This window comes from Nocardioides baculatus (assembly GCF_016735675.1).
Lineage (GTDB): Bacteria > Actinomycetota > Actinomycetes > Propionibacteriales > Nocardioidaceae > Nocardioides > Nocardioides baculatus.
Genome location: NZ_JAERSG010000003.1, coordinates 406,059 through 422,451, shown reverse-complemented (window position 1 = coordinate 422,451; position 16,393 = coordinate 406,059). Strand labels below are relative to the sequence as shown.

16 protein-coding genes are annotated in these 16,393 nt (G+C 72.3%); 8 read left to right on the top strand and 8 right to left on the bottom strand.

The window, feature by feature from the left end; genetic code table 11:
* The first annotated feature begins 15 nt into the window (after positions 1-15).
* Positions 16-513, top strand: a complete 498-nt coding sequence (locus tag JI751_RS11750; RefSeq protein WP_307814142.1) for a CinA family protein — start codon at positions 16-18, stop codon at positions 511-513.
* Positions 514-559: 46 nt separating this feature from the next.
* Positions 560-868 carry a helix-turn-helix domain-containing protein gene (locus JI751_RS11745; RefSeq protein ID WP_201936389.1) on the top strand — a complete coding sequence of 103 codons (309 nt, stop codon included), beginning with the start codon at positions 560-562 and terminating at the stop codon, positions 866-868.
* Between the two features lie 10 nt (positions 869-878).
* Here the strand turns inward: JI751_RS11745 and JI751_RS11740 are convergent, their stop codons facing one another.
* The 4 genes from JI751_RS11740 to JI751_RS11725 form a co-directional block, all read right to left on the bottom strand.
* Positions 879-1,670, bottom strand: coding sequence for a DNA-formamidopyrimidine glycosylase family protein (locus JI751_RS11740; RefSeq protein ID WP_201936388.1), 792 nt, complete (start codon positions 1,668-1,670; stop codon positions 879-881).
* Entirely contained in the window at positions 1,663-6,201 is a 4,539-nt protein-coding gene (locus tag JI751_RS11735) for an ATP-dependent helicase (RefSeq protein ID WP_201936387.1), read from the bottom strand. Before JI751_RS11735 ends, JI751_RS11740 begins: the two co-directional genes overlap by 8 nt.
* A 152-nt stretch (positions 6,202-6,353) precedes the next feature.
* Entirely contained in the window at positions 6,354-7,124 is a 771-nt protein-coding gene (locus tag JI751_RS11730; protein ID WP_307814140.1) for an amino acid ABC transporter ATP-binding protein, read from the bottom strand.
* On the bottom strand, positions 7,121-8,614 hold the full coding sequence (locus JI751_RS11725; protein ID WP_201936385.1) for an ABC transporter substrate-binding protein/permease: 1,494 nt from the start codon (positions 8,612-8,614) through the stop codon (positions 7,121-7,123). Before JI751_RS11725 ends, JI751_RS11730 begins: the two co-directional genes overlap by 4 nt.
* A gap of 234 nt (positions 8,615-8,848) precedes the next feature.
* On the opposite strand from JI751_RS11725, the gene JI751_RS11720 reads away from it, so the two are divergent.
* Positions 8,849-9,532 carry an AzlC family ABC transporter permease gene (locus JI751_RS11720; RefSeq protein WP_201936383.1) on the top strand — a complete coding sequence of 228 codons (684 nt, stop codon included), beginning with the start codon at positions 8,849-8,851 and terminating at the stop codon, positions 9,530-9,532.
* Positions 9,529-9,846 (top strand): AzlD domain-containing protein, encoded by a 318-nt coding sequence (locus JI751_RS11715; RefSeq protein WP_307814138.1) that lies wholly within the window; start codon positions 9,529-9,531, stop codon positions 9,844-9,846. The genes JI751_RS11720 and JI751_RS11715 overlap by 4 nt, the downstream gene beginning before the upstream one ends.
* Before the next feature lie 54 nt (positions 9,847-9,900).
* Here JI751_RS11715 and JI751_RS11710 read toward each other — a convergent pair whose 3' ends face one another.
* The gene (locus tag JI751_RS11710; protein ID WP_201936382.1) at positions 9,901-10,662 is read right to left on the bottom strand and encodes an SDR family NAD(P)-dependent oxidoreductase; all 762 of its coding nucleotides are present in this window, start codon (positions 10,660-10,662) and stop codon (positions 9,901-9,903) included.
* A 102-nt stretch (positions 10,663-10,764) separates the two neighbouring features.
* Here JI751_RS11710 and JI751_RS11705 point away from each other — a divergent pair, with 102 nt between their 5' ends.
* Together JI751_RS11705 and JI751_RS11700 are read left to right on the top strand one after the other, a co-directional pair.
* Entirely contained in the window at positions 10,765-11,610 is an 846-nt protein-coding gene (locus JI751_RS11705) for a LysR family transcriptional regulator (protein WP_201936380.1), read from the top strand.
* Between the two features lie 65 nt (positions 11,611-11,675).
* Entirely contained in the window at positions 11,676-12,086 is a 411-nt protein-coding gene (locus JI751_RS11700) for a hypothetical protein (RefSeq protein ID WP_201936378.1), read from the top strand.
* Positions 12,087-12,092: 6 nt separating this feature from the next.
* On the opposite strand, the gene JI751_RS11695 is transcribed toward JI751_RS11700, so the two are convergent.
* Positions 12,093-13,232 carry a CDP-glycerol glycerophosphotransferase family protein gene (locus JI751_RS11695; protein ID WP_201936377.1) on the bottom strand — a complete coding sequence of 380 codons (1,140 nt, stop codon included), beginning with the start codon at positions 13,230-13,232 and terminating at the stop codon, positions 12,093-12,095.
* A 120-nt stretch (positions 13,233-13,352) separates the two neighbouring features.
* Here JI751_RS11695 and JI751_RS11690 point away from each other — a divergent pair, with 120 nt between their 5' ends.
* On the top strand, positions 13,353-13,796 hold the full coding sequence (locus JI751_RS11690) for a VOC family protein (RefSeq protein WP_201936375.1): 444 nt from the start codon (positions 13,353-13,355) through the stop codon (positions 13,794-13,796).
* Here the strand turns inward: JI751_RS11690 and JI751_RS11685 are convergent.
* Both JI751_RS11685 and JI751_RS11680 read right to left on the bottom strand, forming a co-directional pair.
* Entirely contained in the window at positions 13,793-14,275 is a 483-nt protein-coding gene (locus JI751_RS11685; protein ID WP_236666072.1) for a nucleoside deaminase, read from the bottom strand. The two genes, JI751_RS11690 and JI751_RS11685, sit on opposite strands and share 4 nt — an antisense overlap.
* Positions 14,256-14,924, bottom strand: a complete 669-nt coding sequence (locus JI751_RS11680; protein WP_201936373.1) for a potassium channel family protein — start codon at positions 14,922-14,924, stop codon at positions 14,256-14,258. Before JI751_RS11680 ends, JI751_RS11685 begins: the two co-directional genes overlap by 20 nt.
* 65 nt (positions 14,925-14,989) lie before the next feature.
* On the opposite strand from JI751_RS11680, the gene JI751_RS11675 reads away from it, so the two are divergent.
* Positions 14,990-16,393 carry an AAA family ATPase gene (locus JI751_RS11675; RefSeq protein ID WP_201936372.1) on the top strand — a complete coding sequence of 468 codons (1,404 nt, stop codon included), beginning with the start codon at positions 14,990-14,992 and terminating at the stop codon, positions 16,391-16,393.

The window sequence follows — 16,393 nt, the reverse complement described above, 5'->3', positions numbered from 1 at the left end:
GCTAGTGTCGCCGACGTGTGGTCGCGTGCCGGGAACCTCGTCGGGGATCTGCTCGAGTTGCTGGTCGACCGCGGCGAGACGCTCGCCACCGCGGAGTCGCTGACAGGTGGGCTGCTCGCCGCTCGCATCACCGACGTGCCGGGCGCCTCGCAGAGCTTCGTCGGAGGGGTGGTGTCCTACGCGACGCGCGTCAAGGTCTCCGTGCTCGACGTCCCCGCCGAGGTCGTCGAGCGGCACGGCGTCGTCTCGGAGGAGTGCGCGACCGCGATGGCACGTGGCGTACGCCGTCGCCTCGACGCCACCTGGGGGGTGGCGACGACGGGTGTCGCCGGACCCGACAGCCAGGAGGGCAGGCCGGTCGGGACCGTGTGGATCGCGGTGGCGGGCCCCGGCGTCGTACGCGCCCGGCTGCTGGCGCTCGACGGCGATCGCCAGCAGATCCGCGAGGCGACGTGCGAGTCCGCAGTGACCCTCCTGCGGGACCTCCTGCGGGAAGAACCGGGCCTCCGGTAGCGTTGGGCCAGATGTTCCTCAACTCCTCAGGGCAAGGACCTCGCGCATGGTGATCTTCCGACGACTGCTCGGCGACGTGCTGCGCAGCGCCCGGATGCAGCGCGGGATGACCCTGAGGGAGCTCTCCGCCGAGGCACGGGTGAGCCTGGGCTACATCTCCGAGATCGAGCGCGGGCAGAAGGAGGCGTCCTCGGAGCTCCTCGCGTCGCTGTGCGAGGCGATGGACCTGCCGTTGTCCGACGTGCTCCGTGACGTGGCCGACGCGGTGGCGATCGAGGAGATCGCGCTGGGCGTCGTGGCCACGCCGATCACGGCAGGACGGCCCACGGGCGACGTCGTCGCCTCCGCCGCCTGACGCGGTCGCGTCACCGCTCGGGCTGGCAGCTCGGGCACCAGTAGGCCGCCCGTTGGCGGCCCGGCTCGCCGAGCATCGTGACCGCGATCGGCGTGCCGCAGCGACGGCACGGCGAGCTGTCGCGTCGGTAGACCCACATCCGCTCGCGCTCGTGGAGGCTGCCGGTCGTCGACTGGATCGCGCGATCCTTGTTGACCTCGAGCATCTGCTTGGCGCGCCGGACCAGCCGTGTGAGGTCGGGGACCCCCGCGATGTCGGTCGCCGGGTTGACCCCGCTGGTGAAGCAGAGCTCGGCCATGTACATGTTGCCGATGCCGGCGAGGTTGCGCTGGTCGAGCAGCGCCTGGCCGACCGGCCGTGCGGGCTCGTCGCGCAGGTTGGCGAGCGCGCGGTCCTCGTCCCAGTCGGGTCCGAGCAGGTCGGGTCCGAGGTGCGCGACGAGGTCGGCCTCGGTGTCACGTGGCACCAGCTCGACGATGCCGAGCTGGAAGCCGACCGCCTTGCGCCCGTCGATACCGAGCACCAGGCGGACCTGGCTGTCCGGACGGCGCCACCGCTCACCGTCGGGGTAGACGTGCCACGAGCCCTCCATCTTGAGGTGCGTGTGGATCGTCCAGGCTCGCTCGTGGTCGACGCGGGTGAGCAGGTGCTTGCCCCGCGAGAGCGTGCGGATCACCTCGCCGCCGGTGAGGTCGACGGTCGCGAACGCGGGAACCCGGAAGTCGGACACGGTGAGCCGGTGCCCCGTCAGCGCGCGATCGAGCTTGTGCGCTGCGCGATAGACGGTGTCTCCCTCAGGCACGCAGTCTCAGCCCCTTCGGTGTCGCGACGAACCCGGCCGCCGAGAGGGCCTGCCGGATCGCAGTCTCGCCGCCACCGCCGATGAGCGGCTGGCCGTCGGCCTTCTCAACGGTGAGCCGCCCGAGCGCCCCGCGGCGGGCCGCGTCGGCCAGGGCGGACATCGCCGGTGTGAGGACGTCCTGGTCCTCGCTCCAGGTGAGCAGCGTGCGACCGCCGCGCTCGACGTAGACCGTCAGCGCACCGTCGACGACGACGACCAGGGCGCCGGCCTTGCGGCCCGGACGGTGACCGGCGCGCTCGGCGTCGGCCGGCTCGGGCCAGGGGAGCGCCGCGCCGAAGACGTTGGCGGGGTCGGTCGCTGCGAGGGCGACGACGGTCGGCTTGCCGCCGCCCCGGGCGCTCTCGGGCTCGGAGAACGTGCGGAGCCGGTCGATCGCGCCGGCGCTGCCGAACTGGGCCGCGCCGAGGCCTTCGATGAAGTAGCCACGTCGGCAGCGCCCGGTGTCCTCGAAGGCGCTCAGCACCTTGTAGACGCCGGCGAAGCCGCCGGCCACCCGCTCGCTCACCACCGCACCTCGCGTCACGACGCCGTGACGCTCGAGGAGGTGCTCCGCGCGGGCGTGCGCCCGGCGGGTCGGGTCGCCGTCCCGGTCGGGCAGGACGGCCCACCGACCGGCTGTCTCGGGGGGACCGGTGCGCACGGGCATGCGGCCGCCGGTCGTACGCCCCAGGCGGGGTGGCGTACGGCGGGTGCGGTGCGAGGGGGTGCCGCTGCGGACCAGGGCTCGCAGCGGGGACAGGGTGTCGTTGGTGACCAGGCCGCGCCAGACGAGGTCCCACAGGGCCGTGCTGAGCTCGGGGTCGGTGACCGGGCCGACTCGGTCGGCGATCTGGCGGAAGAACCAGGCACCGCCGGGCTCGAGCGCGTCGAGGACGGCTCGGTGGATGCCGTCGAGCTCGTCGCCGCCCTCCACCTCGGGCAGGGTGAGGTGGGCCTGGTCGGCGAGGTGGACGCTGACCCAGCCGTCGCTGCCGGGGAGCTGCGCATGTCCGGCCCAGATGACCTCACCCGAGGCGGTCAGCTCGTCGAGCATCGACGGCTCGTAGTCGCGCACGCGGGCGGCGAGGACGAGCGGCTCGAGGGCGCTGGCCGGGACCGGGCAGCCGGCGAGCTGGTCGATGGCGGCGACCACGCCGTCGAGGCCGCGGAGGCTGCCGCCCACCTTCTGCCAGGCCGGGAGGAACCGCGCGACGGCATCGTGGGTGACCGGCTCGATCTCCTGGCGGAGCCGCGCGAGCGAGCGGCGGCGGAGCTTGCGCAGCACCTCGGCGTCGCACCACTCGGTGCCCGAGCCGGACGGCCGGAACTCGCCGTCGAGCACCCGTCCGCGGTGCGCCAGCCGCTGCAGCGTCTGGCGCGCGACGGCCTCGCCCAGGCCGAGGCGGGCGGCGACCTCGGTGGTGGTGAACGGCCCGTGGCTGCGGGCGTAGCGGGAGACGAGGTCGCCGAGCGGGTCCTCGGGGAGCTCGAGGAACGCGTCGGGGGTGCCGACCGGGACCGGCACGCCGAGCCCGTCGCGCAGCCGGCCGATGTCCTCGATGGCCGTCCATCGGTCGTCACCGGCCATCCGGACCTGCACCACCCGGCGTACGTCGGCCAGGGACGCCAGCCAGCCCTCGACGTCAGCGCCCTCGACCGCGCGCTCGCTGATCTCGGCGGTGGACAGCGGTCCGACGAGCCGCAGCAGGTCGGCGACCGCCTCGGCGTCGCGGGCGCGCCGCTCGGGGTGGAGCCACTGGAGCTCGGCCTCGACCTCGGCCAGGACCTCGGGGTCGAGCAGCTCGCGGAGCTCGGCACGGCCGAGGAGCTCCGCGAGGAGGCCCTGGTCGAGCGACAGCGCAGCAGCGCGGCGCTCGGCGATGGGGGAGTCGCCTTCGTAGACGAACTGCGCGACGTAGCCGAAGAGCAGGCTGCGGGCGAACGGGCTGGGCGAGGTGGTCGCCACGTCCACGACGGTGACCTCGCGGCGCTGCACCCGGCCGAGAAGCGTGACCAGCGCGGGGAGGTCGTAGACGTCCTGGAGGCACTCGCGCACGGCCTCGAGCACGATGGGGAAGGCGGGGTACTGCGACGCGACCTCGAGCAGCTGGGCGCTGCGCTGCCGCTGCTGCCAGAGCGGACTGCGGCGGCCGGGGTCGCGACGGGGGAGCAGGAGGGCGCGGGCCGCGCACTCGCGGAAGCGGCTGGCGAAGAGCGCGGAGCCGCCGACCTCCTGGGTGACGAGCTGCTCGATCTCCTCGGGCTCGAAGACGATCACCTCGCCCGTGGGCGGCTCGGCGTCGGTGTCGGGGATCCGGATGACGATGCCGTCGTCGGAGGCGACGGCCTGGCCGTCGACGTCGAAGCGCTCGCGCAGCCGGGCGTTGATCGCGAGGGCCCACGGTGCGTGGACGGGCGTGCCGTAGGGGGAGTGGACGACGAGCCGCCAGTCGCCGAGCTCGTCGCGGAACCGCTCGACCAGGATCTGCGTGTCGCTCGGGACCACCTGCGTGGCCTCGCGCTGCTCGGAGAGGTAGGTGACGAGGTTGGTGGCGGCGTTGACGTCGAGGCCGCGCTCCCGCACGTGGGCGATGGCCTTGGCCTCGGGCTTGGCAGCCAGCTCGCGGGTGAACGCTCCGACGGCGGCACCGAGCTCGGCGGGACGGCCGAGGGAGTCGCCCTTCCAGAAGGGCAACCGGCCGGGGATCCCCGGTGCGGGTGTCACGAGCACCCGGTCGTGGGTGATGTCCTCGATCCGCCAGCTCGTGGCGCCGAGGGCGAAGATGTCGCCGACCCGCGACTCGTAGACCATCTCCTCGTCGAGCTCGCCGACCCGGCTGGCCTTCTCGCCGACCAGGAAGACGCCGAACAGGCCGCGGTCGGGGATCGTGCCGCCGCTCGTCACGGCCAGCCGCTGGGCTCCGGGCCGACCGCTGAGCGTGCCGGTGACGCGGTCCCAGACGATGCGCGGGCGCAGCTCGGCGAACTCGTCGCTCGGGTAGCGCCCGCTCAGCAGGTCGAGCGTCGCGTCGAAGGCGGTGCGGGGGAGCTGGGAGTAGGACGCGGCGCGGGTGACGAGCGCGAACACCTCGTCGACGTCCCACTCGTCCAGCGCCAGCATCGCCACGACCTGCTGCGCGAGCACGTCGAGGGGGTTGGTGGGGACGGAGAGCTTCTCGATCGCGCCGGAGCGCATCCGCTCGACCGACACGGCGGTCTGCGCGAGGTCGCCGCGGTGCTTGGGGAACAGGACTCCGCGGCTGGTCTCGCCGACCTGGTGACCGGCACGCCCGACGCGCTGGAGCGCACTCGCGACGCTGGGCGGCGACTCGATCTGGATGACGAGGTCGACCGAGCCCATGTCGATGCCGAGCTCGAGGCTGCTGGTCGCGACCACGGCGGGCAGGCGGCCGCGCTTGAGGTCGTCCTCGATGATCGCCCGCTGCTCCTTGGAGACCGATCCGTGGTGGGCCTTGGCGATCACGGTGTCCGCGCCGGTGCTCAGCCCGGCCTGGGCCATCACCTGCGCGGGCGGCTTGCCGGGCTTCGCGTCCGACTGCGCCCCGGCCCGCTCCTCCGCCCGCGTCGTCGCGATCTCGTTGAGCCGCGCGGTGAGCCGCTCGGCCAGCCGCCGGGAGTTGGCGAAGACGATGGTCGAGCGGTGCTGCTCGACGAGGTCCACCACGTGCTCCTCGACGTGGGGCCAGATGCTCGTCGAGCGGCCGGGGTCGCCCGACTCCTCGTCGTACTCCTCCGGCATCGTCATGTCCTCGACCGGCACCACGACCCGGAGGTCCCACTCCTTGGTGCTGGGGGGCGAGACGATCTCGACGGGTCGTGAGCCGCCCAGGAAGCGGGCGACCTCGTCGAGCGGGCGGACGGTCGCGCTGAGGCCGATGCGCTGGGCGGGGCGGTCGAGCAGCGCGTCGAGGCGCTCGAGGCTGAGGGCGAGGTGGGCGCCGCGCTTGGTGCCGGCGACGGCGTGGACCTCGTCGATGATGACCGTGTCGACGCTGCGCAGCGTCTCGCGCGCCTGGCTGGTGAGCATCAGGAACAGCGACTCGGGCGTCGTGATCAGGATGTCGGGTGGCGTGGTGCCGAGCTTGCGGCGGTCGGCGGGGCTGGTGTCGCCGGACCGCAGTCCGACGGTGACCTCGGGCACCGTGGCCTCGAGCCGCTCGGCGGTGTTGCGGATGCCGGTGAGGGGCGCCCGGAGATTGCGCTCGACGTCGACGCCGAGCGCCTTGAGCGGCGAGATGTAGAGCACGCGCGTGCGCCGCGACTTGTCCTCGGGCGGCTGGCTGCTCAGCAGCCGGTCGATCGCGTGCAGGAACGCGCTCAGCGTCTTGCCGCTGCCGGTGGGCGCGACGACGAGCGCGTTGCGACCCTCGGCGATGCTCGTCCAGGCGCCCTCCTGCGCTGGTGTCGCCGCCGCGAACGACGCCTCGAACCACGCCCGCGTGGGCGCGCTGAAGCGGTCGAGGGCGGTCATGCTGTGCAGTGTGTCAGGAGGCACCGACAGCGACCCCGCCCGAGCGGAGGTCAGTTGATGATCTCGGCCTGCTCCGCGTCGAGGCGCGCGACCGTCCCGCGCCACCGCGCCGCCGGTGTGCGTCCGCGACGCGGCACTTCTGGACGGGTGGTTCAGCCTGGCTCGAGCACCCGCCGCAGGAACTGCTTCGTGCGCTCGTGCTGCGGGTCGTGGAGCACGTCGGCACCGCCCCGCTCGGCGATGACGCCCTCGTCGAGGAAGAGCACCTGGTCGGCGACGTCGCGGGCGAAGCGGATCTCGTGGGTGACGATCACGAGGGTCCAGCCCGAGGTCGCCAGGTCGCGGACGACGGCCAGCACCTCGCCGACCAGCTCGGGGTCAAGCGCCGAGGTGGGCTCGTCGAGCAGCACGACCTTCGGGTTCAGGGCGAGCGCGCGAGCGATGCCGACGCGCTGTTGCTGGCCGCCGGAGAGCTGCGAGGGGTACTGGTCCTCGCGGCCGTCGAGGCCGACCTGCTCGAGCAGCCGGCGGGCGTCGGCAGTAGCCTCCTCGACCTCGCGGCCCTGTACCTGGACCGGCCCCTCGAGCAGGTTCTGCAGAACGGTCTTGTGCGGGAAGAGGTGATGCGACTGGAAGACCATGCCGCTGTGCGAACGCAGCGCGTCGACCTCGTCGCGCCTGGTGGACCGGTCCACCGAGGTGTCGCCGAAGTCGATGGTGGCGTCAGCGATTCGTACGGTCCCGCTGTCCGGCACCTCGAGGACGTTGAGGGAGCGAAGGATGGTCGTCTTGCCCGAGCCCGACGGACCGATGAGGGCGGTAGCGGTCCCGTCGTCGGCGCTGAGGTCGACGCCCTTGAGCACGACGTGGTCGTCGAAGGCCTTGCGCAGCCCGCGGACCTCGATCAATGGCGTGGTGCTCACGCGACGTACCTCCCGAGTCGCCGCTCCAGCGGCTCCTGCGCCTGCGCCACGATGAAGCAGACGATCCAGTAGTAGAGCGCCGCGAAAAGGTAGAGCGGCATGAAGTCCGCACTCGGCGACGCGGCGTTGATCGCCTGCCTCAGCAGCTCGGGCACGAGGATGACCGAAGCCAGCGAGGTGTCCTTGATCAACGAAAGCAGCGTGTTGGACAGCGGCGGCACCGCGATCCGGGCGGCCTGCGGCAGCACGATCCGGCGCATCAGCTGCGGGTAGCGCATGCCGATCGTGGTGGCCGCCTCGTACTGCCCGCGTGGGACGGACAGGATCGCGCCGCGGATGATCTCAGCGGCATAGCCGCCGACGTTGAGGCTGAGCGCGAGCATGGCGGCGGGCACGGGCGGGATGGTCAGCCCGATCTGCCCGAGGCCGTAGAACGCGATGAAGAGCTGGACCAGGAGCGGGGTGCCGCGGATCGCGGAGATATACACGCGGGCGGGCAGCTGGACCAACCGGTTGGACGACATCCTGGCCAGTGCCGTGACCAGCGCCAGCACCAGGCCGATCGCGAAGCTGGCGGCGGTGAGTGGGAGCGTGTAGACGAGCAGCCCCTTGAGCATGGGCCAGGCTGCGCCTCGGACGACCTCTGGGGTCGAGCGTGTGTCCGAGCCCGTCACGTCCTTGACCTCGGCGGCGTCCTCGATGGTCACGTCGGCGCCGAAGTAGTCCTCCGAGATGCCCGCGAGCGTGCCGTCGTCGGCCAGCCTGGCGAGCGCGTCGTCGGCCTCCTGCTGCAGCTCGGGGCTGTCCTGGCGAAAGGTGAGCGCCTGCTGTCCGACGTCCTCGCCGGCGTCGCCGACGATCTCGATCTCGTCCGACCCGGTGGAGGCGAGGTAGTCGAGGACGGCGATGTTGTCGTTGACGACGACGTCGACGCGCCCCTGCACGAGCAGCTCAGCCGCTTGGGCGAACTGATCGACCACGCGGATCTCGGCGCCGGCGTCACGGGCGACCTGCGCCCAGTTGCTCGTCTCCGACTCGGCGGCCACCAGGCCGTCGATGTCGTCGAGCGTCCTCACGTCGTCATTGCCGGCGGCGGTGACGATCACGCCGCGAGAGTAGGTGTAGGGCGCCGAGAAGAGGTACCGCGCCTCGCGCTCGGGATTGATCGTGATCTGGTTGGCGATCACGTCGACCCGGCCGGCGTCGAGCGCCGGGAAGATCGAGTCAAAAGGCGCCTCGACGAACTCGAGGTCCCACCCGGCCTCGTCGGCCACGGCGCGGATCACCTCGATGTCGAAGCCGGTGAGCTCGTCGGTGTCGGGATCGTGGAACGTGAAGGGCGGGTACGTCCCCTCGGTCCCGACGCGGACCGTGCGTGCCTCCGCCGGGCTGCTGGCCGTCTCGGCCGACGCCGCACCTCCGGTGAGGGCGACGGTCGCGACGAGCCAGCTCAGGACGACGAGCGCGAGTGCGCGCCGCGACTGCTGCATGAAAGTCACGGTAGTCGCCGGTGTTCTGACCAGTGGACTGTGGTCGCCATTGGCGGCACCGTGACGCGCGGTTCCCGACCAGTGGCCCGGGTCCGCGCAGTGACACCGTGGAGCACGGTGCGGGAGAGGGAAGTGCTGGACACAAACCCCCCGTACCCACCTGGGCACGTCGGAGTCACTGTCGTCCGAGCATCCGCCGGTGATGGGCCCCACCCGCGTTGTTAGCCTGCGCCGGTGGCAGGGCCGAGTGACGAGGATGCGCGGCAGGCGTTCCTGCGTGGGATCAAGGCGGGCGTCCCGTTCGGCGTGGTCGGCTTCTTCCTGAGCGCCTCCTTCGGCGTGCTGGCGCGACAGGCGGGGTTCAGCGTCGCGCAGGCCATCGTCACCGCGATGATCGTCTTCGCCGGCTCGGCCCAGTTCGCCGCGCTGTCCGTGATCACCGTCGGTGGCGGCATCCCCGCGGCCCTGACCGCGGGGAGCCTGATGAACGCGCGCTTCCTGGCGATGGGCATCGCGCTGGCGCCGTCGTTGCCGGGCGGCCCGATGAAGCGCGCTGTGCAGGGCCAGGCCGTCGTCGACTCCTCATGGGCGCTGGCCAGTCGCGGGGACGGCACCTTCGACCGGTGGCTGTTGTTCGGCACGACCGTCCCGCAGTACGTGACGTGGGCGCTCGGCTCGGTCGTGGGCGCGATCTTCGGAGACGCCCTCGGTGACACGCACCGGCTCGGACTGGACGCGATCTATCCGGTGTTCTTCCTGTCGCTCCTGATCACGGAGCTTCGGGACTCGAGCTCCCGCTGGGTGGCCGTCTGCGGCGGGCTGGTCGCGCTCGCCCTGGTGCCGATCAGTCCTCCGGGCGTGCCCATCCTGGCTGCGAGCGCCGTGACCCTCGTCGGTCTCGTGCGGAGGTCGCGGTGACGCTGACCCATGCCGAGGTCTGGGTGCTCATCGTCTGCCTGGCCGCGATGACGGTGCTGATCAAGGCCTTGGGTCCGGTGCTCCTGGGTGGCCGGCAGCTGCCACCGTGGTTCTCCCGTGTCATCGTGCTGATGGCGCCCGCGCTGCTCACTGCTCTGGTGGTGACCTCGGTCTTCGCCTCCGGACGCTCGTGGTCGGTGGGCGCCCACACCGTCGGCGTCGGTGTCGCCGCGGTGATGCTCTGGCGTCGGTGCTCGCTGGTGCTGTGCGTCGTCGTCGCGGTGCTCGTCACGGCAGGGCTGCGAGCGATCTGAGACCGCCGGCACCGGGGTGGTCGACCGCCTCGCCCGCGTCTGCTCTGCGACGCCTCACCAGGGCTGGGGGCCGGTCTCGTCGCGGAACGTCCCGGACGGTCCACCGTCAGGCAGGGTCGCGAGCTCCAGGAAGATCGCCGCACCCTGCTCGGGCGTACGGAAGCCCTGGAACCCGTTGAGGTCGGTCGCGACGTACCCCGGGCACCCGGCGTTGACGAGGACGCCCGTGCCGGCGAGCTCCTTGGCGTACTGGACGGTGATGGCGTTGAGGTAGGTCTTGGTGGGGGAGTACGCCGCCGAGATCGGGCCCACGGCGTCGGCCTGGGCGGTCTGCAGGCCCAGTGATCCGACCGTGCTGGACACGTTGACGATGCGCGGCGAGGCGGATTCCCGGAGCATCGGCAGCATCGCGTTGGTGACCCGGATGACGCCGACGACGTTCGTGTCGACGACCTCGAGCACCTGCGTGGCACTCACCCGGGACGGCTCCTGTGGCGTCCCGCCGGTGATCGCGGCGTTGTTGACCAGGACGTCGAGGCCGCCCTCGGCCGCGATCGCGCTGGCTGCTGCCGCGACGCTGTCGTCGGACGTGACGTCGAGGGCCACGCCGAAGACGTCGAGCCCCTCGGCCCGCAGCTTGTCGACGGCCTCCTCGCGTCGGGAGGTGTCGCGGGCGCCGACCGCGACGCGGAAGCCGCGGCGGGCGAGGCCGGCGGCGATCTCGTGGCCGATGCCCTTGTTGGCTCCCGTGACAAGGGCGGTCCTCGTGGTGCGTGTGGTGGTGTCCGGGGCGGTGCCTGCACTGTTCTCTGTCATGCCTCGATCGTGGGCTCGCGACCCCGCGCCGTTCCAACACCGATCGGGTGGCCGCCGATACCGCACAGGTATGCCCGCAGGTCAGCGACGTACGCTCGAGCCGTGGAGACCCGCGAGCTGCGCTACTTCGTGACCGTCGCCGAGGAGTCGCACGTGGGGCGCGCCGCGGAGCGGCTCGGGATCGCGCAGCCGCCGCTGTCGCGCGCGATCGCGCAGCTCGAGCGCCGGCTGGGCGCCGACCTGTTCGTGCGTACGCCGCGGGGCATGGCGCTCACGTCCGCCGGTGAGACGCTCCTGCGCGAGGGTCGCGTGGCGCTGGCCGCTGTCGAGGCCGCCGAGCGGCGCACCCGGCGCACGGCCGAGCCGGACCGGGGATCGCGAGTGGTGCTGACCGCGAAGGCCGGTGCCTCGGACGAGCTGATGGCCAAGCTCCTCGACGCCTATGCCGCCGAGCCCGGAGCCGTCGAGGTGGAGGTCGTGCTCAGCCCGCCCGGCCACCAGGCGCTGATGCTGCGAGACGGCCGCGCCGACGTGGCGATCCTGCACCGCCCCTTCGACGACCTCAGCGGCTTCGACTGTGACGTGCTCGCGGTCGAGTCGCAGGTGCTGGTCGTGCCGGCCGGGCACGAGACGAGCCACCGCACGTCGACGACGGTCGCCGAGGCCAGCTCGATCCCCGACCTGCCGCTCCCGCGGTGGCCCGAGCTCGACGGCAGCTATCCCGCAGGCGACGGGCCCGAGCTGCGGGACCTGACCCAGATCCTGCAGCTGGTCCGGCTGGGCCGGGCGGCGATCGTGCTGCCCGAGTCCGCGCGCGCCAACCTGCGCGAGGGCCTCGCGGTCGTCCCCGTCTCCGACGCCGAGGCCGTGACGACGGTGATCGCGTGGCCGCCGCACAGCACCTCGCCGGGCGTCGCCGCGCTGGTGCGGACAGCCGGTCGGCTCTAGCCCGCCATCGCGGCGGTGCACGACCGGTGTGCAGACAGGACGCCGGATCCGCCGCATACTGAGGCATGGCACTCGCCGACATCGCGCCTCACGCGCAGACTCAGGACACCCGCAGGGACCGGGGGCCGTGGTTCGCGCTCGGGGTCGCTGTGTTCAACGTGGTCGCCTACGTCCTCGTGCTCGTCGTGCCCTACTACGCGGCCGGTGCCCCCGATCCGTCGGCGCCGCAGGCCGATGGCACCTGGTCCTACCCGTCGGCAGTCGGCCCGCTGCTGACGCCGCTGGTCTTCTGGGTCCTCGGGGTGGCGCCGTTCGCCGCTGCGGTGGTCGCCGGGTGGTCGGGCCTCCGCCTGTGGTTCTTCCGCGACGTGCCGCGCGGTCGGGCGCCGGTGTGGGCCGCACTGGTGGTCTCGGTCGCGACCTTCGCCTGGTTCGTCACCGAGGGGGCCGCGATCATGGTCTGGTTCATCGACTGACGTCCGTCAGGCGGTGATCGCTCCTCCGGTCGCCGCCTCGTCGACCAGCTCGTCACGCAGCGCCACCAGCTCGCCGACCGAGGCAAGGAAGCGCTCGGTGCTGTCGCCCACCCGCAGGTCGTCGAAGTAGTGGTGGCGCATCGCTGTGCGGGCGAAGTGGTGCTCGTCGTGCGTGAGTCGCTCGACGAGGAGCGCCGTGAGCGTGTCGACGTTGGCCTCGTCGACGACGTCCGCGCACCGGCTGATCGGGACCTCGGCCAGGAGCGCCGCGAGGTCCTGGTGGCGGTCGGTGAGGACGATCGGCTTGTCGGTGTGGAGGTAGAGCCAGTCGAGGCCGACGGAGGACACGTCGGTGACGATCGCGTCGCACCCCGGCATCACCGCGAGGATGTCACCGCTCAGGACCTGCGTGTGGCCGGCGTCCGGGTCGAGCCGGGCGGCCTCGGCGACGATGCGCACGATGGCGTCATGGGCCTCGGCGATCGCGGGTGTGAGGCTGGTCGTCACCTTCGGGTGCGGCTTGTAGGCCAGGCGGACGTCGGGGACGGCGAGGATCGCGCGGACGATCGTCTCGCCGAGCGTGTCGATCGAGGTGTAGTCGTTGTAGTCGGCGTCGCCCTCCCAGGTGGGGGCGTACATGACCGTACGCCGCTCGCTGGGCGGCAGCAGCGGCGTGCGCGGCAGGTCGAGCTGGGGGCGTCCGATGCGCACCAGCTTCGTGGCGTCGAAGTCGAGCAGCCCGCTCACGTAGCGCTGGACGGCGGCGTCGCCGGCGACGAAGACGCGGTCGTAGGCCTTGGCGTTGTTGCTCGCCATCGACTGCTTGTCGCTCTCACCGTGGTTGACGTGGACGTGCAGCCGGCGCGTGTCGACGAGCGACTCGAAGTTGAGCACCGCGTTGTTGCAGTAGAGGACGACCTTGGCGTCGAGGTCGGCGTAGAGCTCGGTGAGCTCGGGGAACGTCGCCGCGACGAGGACGGGCAGGCGTGTGCGCGACGCGATGAGCGCCTCCGACGACGGGTCCCGGAGGACGACCGCGACCGGGTGCACGCCGTCGAGGACCTCGAGGACCTCCAGCCACTGGGCGAGCTGGTAGGTCCGGGTCGGGTCGCCGGCGAAGTAGGCGATCACGTGCACGTCGTTCACGACTGGATTCTAGTCGCCCCTCCCGGACCTCGGTCGGTCGTCCGTCTGGCCGATGTCGAGAACGGGCGGACGGCTCCGACCCAGGGTCGGAAGAGACCCCGACCTGATAGAGGTGGACCCATGTCCCACGTGCAGCGCTTCGACCACATCGGCATCACCGTCGCGGACCTCGAGCGGGCGACCGAGTTCTTCGTCGGCCTCGGCCTGGAGGTCGAGGGCACGACCACCGTGGAGGGCGAGTTCGTCGAGACGGTGTGTGCGATCCCCGGCGCCCGCTGCCGGATCGTGATGCTCGCCCCACCCGGCGGTGGCTCCAAGCTCGAGCTCGCCAGCTTCGTCACCCCGGACAACCTGCCCGGCTCGCCCGAGGCCCTGGCCAACGAGGTCGGCCTGCGCAACGTGTCCTTCGAGGTCGGCGACCTCGACGCCGCCCTGGAGGCGGTGGCGGCAGCCGGCTACGGCCTCGTCGGTGGTGTCGGCGACCACGAGGGCGTGGTGCGGATGGCGTACGTCCGCGGTCCCGAGGGGATCGTGGTGTCGCTCTTCGAGCAGACCGCGCGCTAGATCCCGGCTGCTCGCTGGTGGAGCTCGCGCAGCTCGGCCTCGAGCTCGGGAGCGGGACCGGACACGGGTACGCGGGGGGCCACGGCGTTGATCGAGAGCGGGAGCACCGGCCCTGCGGCCAGGCCCCAGGACGAGCGCCACTCCGAGAGCTGCGCGGTCGAGCCGGCGTACACAATCCGGCCGAGCCCGACCCAGGCGTGCGCGGCGGAGCACATCGCGCAGTGCTCGCCGGAGGTGTAGACGGTGCAGCGAGGGCGTACGTCGTCGGCGACGTTCGTCGCCGCCCACCGGGCGAGCTCGAGCTCGGGGTGGCGCGTCTGGTCGCCGCCGGAGGTCTCGTTGCGCTCCTCGCGCAGGACGGTGCCGCCGGGGTCGACCAGGAGCGAGCCGAAGGGCTCGTCGCCGGCATCGAGCGCCTCGCGGGCGAGCGCCACGCAGCGACGGAGGTGGTCGAGGTCGTCAGGCGTCAGCATGTCCATCCGCCGACGATAGGTCGTCGGCCCGCGTCTCCGCCTCGACCTGGGCCACGAGCCACGCCGCGACGCCGGCCGTGATCGCGCCGATGCAGGCGATGCCGACGACCATGAGGGCGGCTGCCACGAACCGCCCCGTCGTCGTGACCGGGAAGTGGTCGCCGTAGCCGACGGTCGTGACCGTCGTCGCGGACCACCACAGGGCGTCCCCGAAGGTCCGGATGTTGGCACCGTCGGCGTCCTGCTCGGCGTCGAGGATCGCGAGCGCCCCGAGGCCGAGGGCCATGACCGCGATGCCGGCGACGTACGTCGACACGCGTCCGACGAGCGACCCGGCGGCCGACCGGTTGAGCACCCGCGCGAAGGCGAGCAGGCGGAGCAGCCGGAGCGGCCGGAGCATCGGCAGCACGATCAGCGCGAGGTCGTACCAGTGGGAGACGGCGTACGCCCGGCGGTCGTCGGCGAGGAGGAGACGCGCCGCGAAGTCGGCGATGAAGGCGGCGTACACCGTCCAGCTCGCGACCTCGAGGCTCGTGCGGAGGTCGGAGTCGAGCCGCGGATCCAGGACCGGCCACGCGTAGGCCACCAGGAACGCGATCGCGAGGAGCAGCAACGGGATCTCGGCACGCTTCTCCCAGCGCTGGACCGGCGTCATGACGAAACGATAGGGCCAGCCGATACCCGGAGGCGCACGTCGGCGTCGCCGCCTACGCTCGCGACATGACCGACACGGGGGAGATGCAGGACGACGAGCTGCGCAACGCGCTGGGCCGCCTGGTCCGCCAGCTGCTCAAGGAGGATCAGTCGGAGCAGCGCGGTACGCCGATGTTGCCCGTCCTCGACGCGCACTTCGGCCAGCCCGCCGACGACCTGCCCGTGGTGCAGGAGTCGGTCGACGCGCACCGCGTCGTCGACATCGACATCGCGCTGGCCGAGATCGCAGGTCGTGACCCCGAGGCCCGCCTGCTCGGGATCGGGGGCGGCGACCAGCGTCACCACAGCTCGCTCAGCGACCTGATGGCGCAGGCGGAGTGGGGACGTTTTCGGCAGGGACAGGTCGACCGCCTCAACCTCCCGACCGGCCCGGACACCGACCGCGCCACCGTCGCCTTCGGCCTGCACCTCTTCTCCTACGACGGCTCGCCGGTCGCGGTGCTGCAGCGGGCCGGCAACAGCCAGTACCACTCCCAGGCACGGCTCGAGCTGCTCACGCCGACGCCCGTGGTCGCATCGGCCCTGCTGGTCGAGCTGCGCGAGCTCGCCCTGGCGCGGAGCGTGGTCCGCGGCCAGGTGATCAGCTTCAGCGGCAACCCCTACGAGCACACACTGAGCGGGATCACGTTCGTGCGTCGTCCGGACCTGTCGGCCGACCGGGTGATCCTGCCGGACGGCACGCTCGACCAGGTGCGGGCGCACGTCGTCGGCCTCGCCGAGCACCGCGAGCAGCTCCAGAGCAAGGGCCAGCACCTCAAGCGCGGAGTCCTCCTCTACGGCCCGCCCGGCACCGGCAAGACCCACACGGTGCGCCACCTGGTCGGCGCCGTGCCCGGCACCACCGTGGTGCTGCTCGCCGGCACCCAGATGGGTTTCGTGTCCGCGGCGGCCCAGATCGCTCGAGCCCACCAGCCGGCGATCGTCGTGCTCGAGGACTGCGACCTAATCGCGGAGGACCGCGAGCAGATGCACTACGGCGGCGGACCGTCGCCGCTGCTCTTCACGCTGCTGGACGCGATGGACGGCCTCGACGCGGACGCCGACGTCGTCTTCCTGCTGACCACCAACCGTGCCGAGGCGCTCGAGCGGGCGCTGGCGCAGCGCCCGGGTCGCGTGGACCTCGCGGTCGAGATCCCGCTTCCGGACGAGGAGGCGCGCCGTGCGCTGATCGCCCTCTACGCCGCCGAGGTCGACTTCTCGACCGCCGCGGTCGAGGACGCGGCAGCGGCCGCGGCGGGCACGACGGCGTCCTACGCGAAGGAGCTGGTGCGGCGGGCCGTGCTGCTCGCTGCGATGGATGGCCGCGAGCCCGCCGACGAGGACCTCGCCGCTGCCACGGCGCAGCTCCAGGCCGACGGGGCGTCGCTCACCCGCGCGCTGCTCGGCACGAGTCCGAGCGACGGCGCCTGA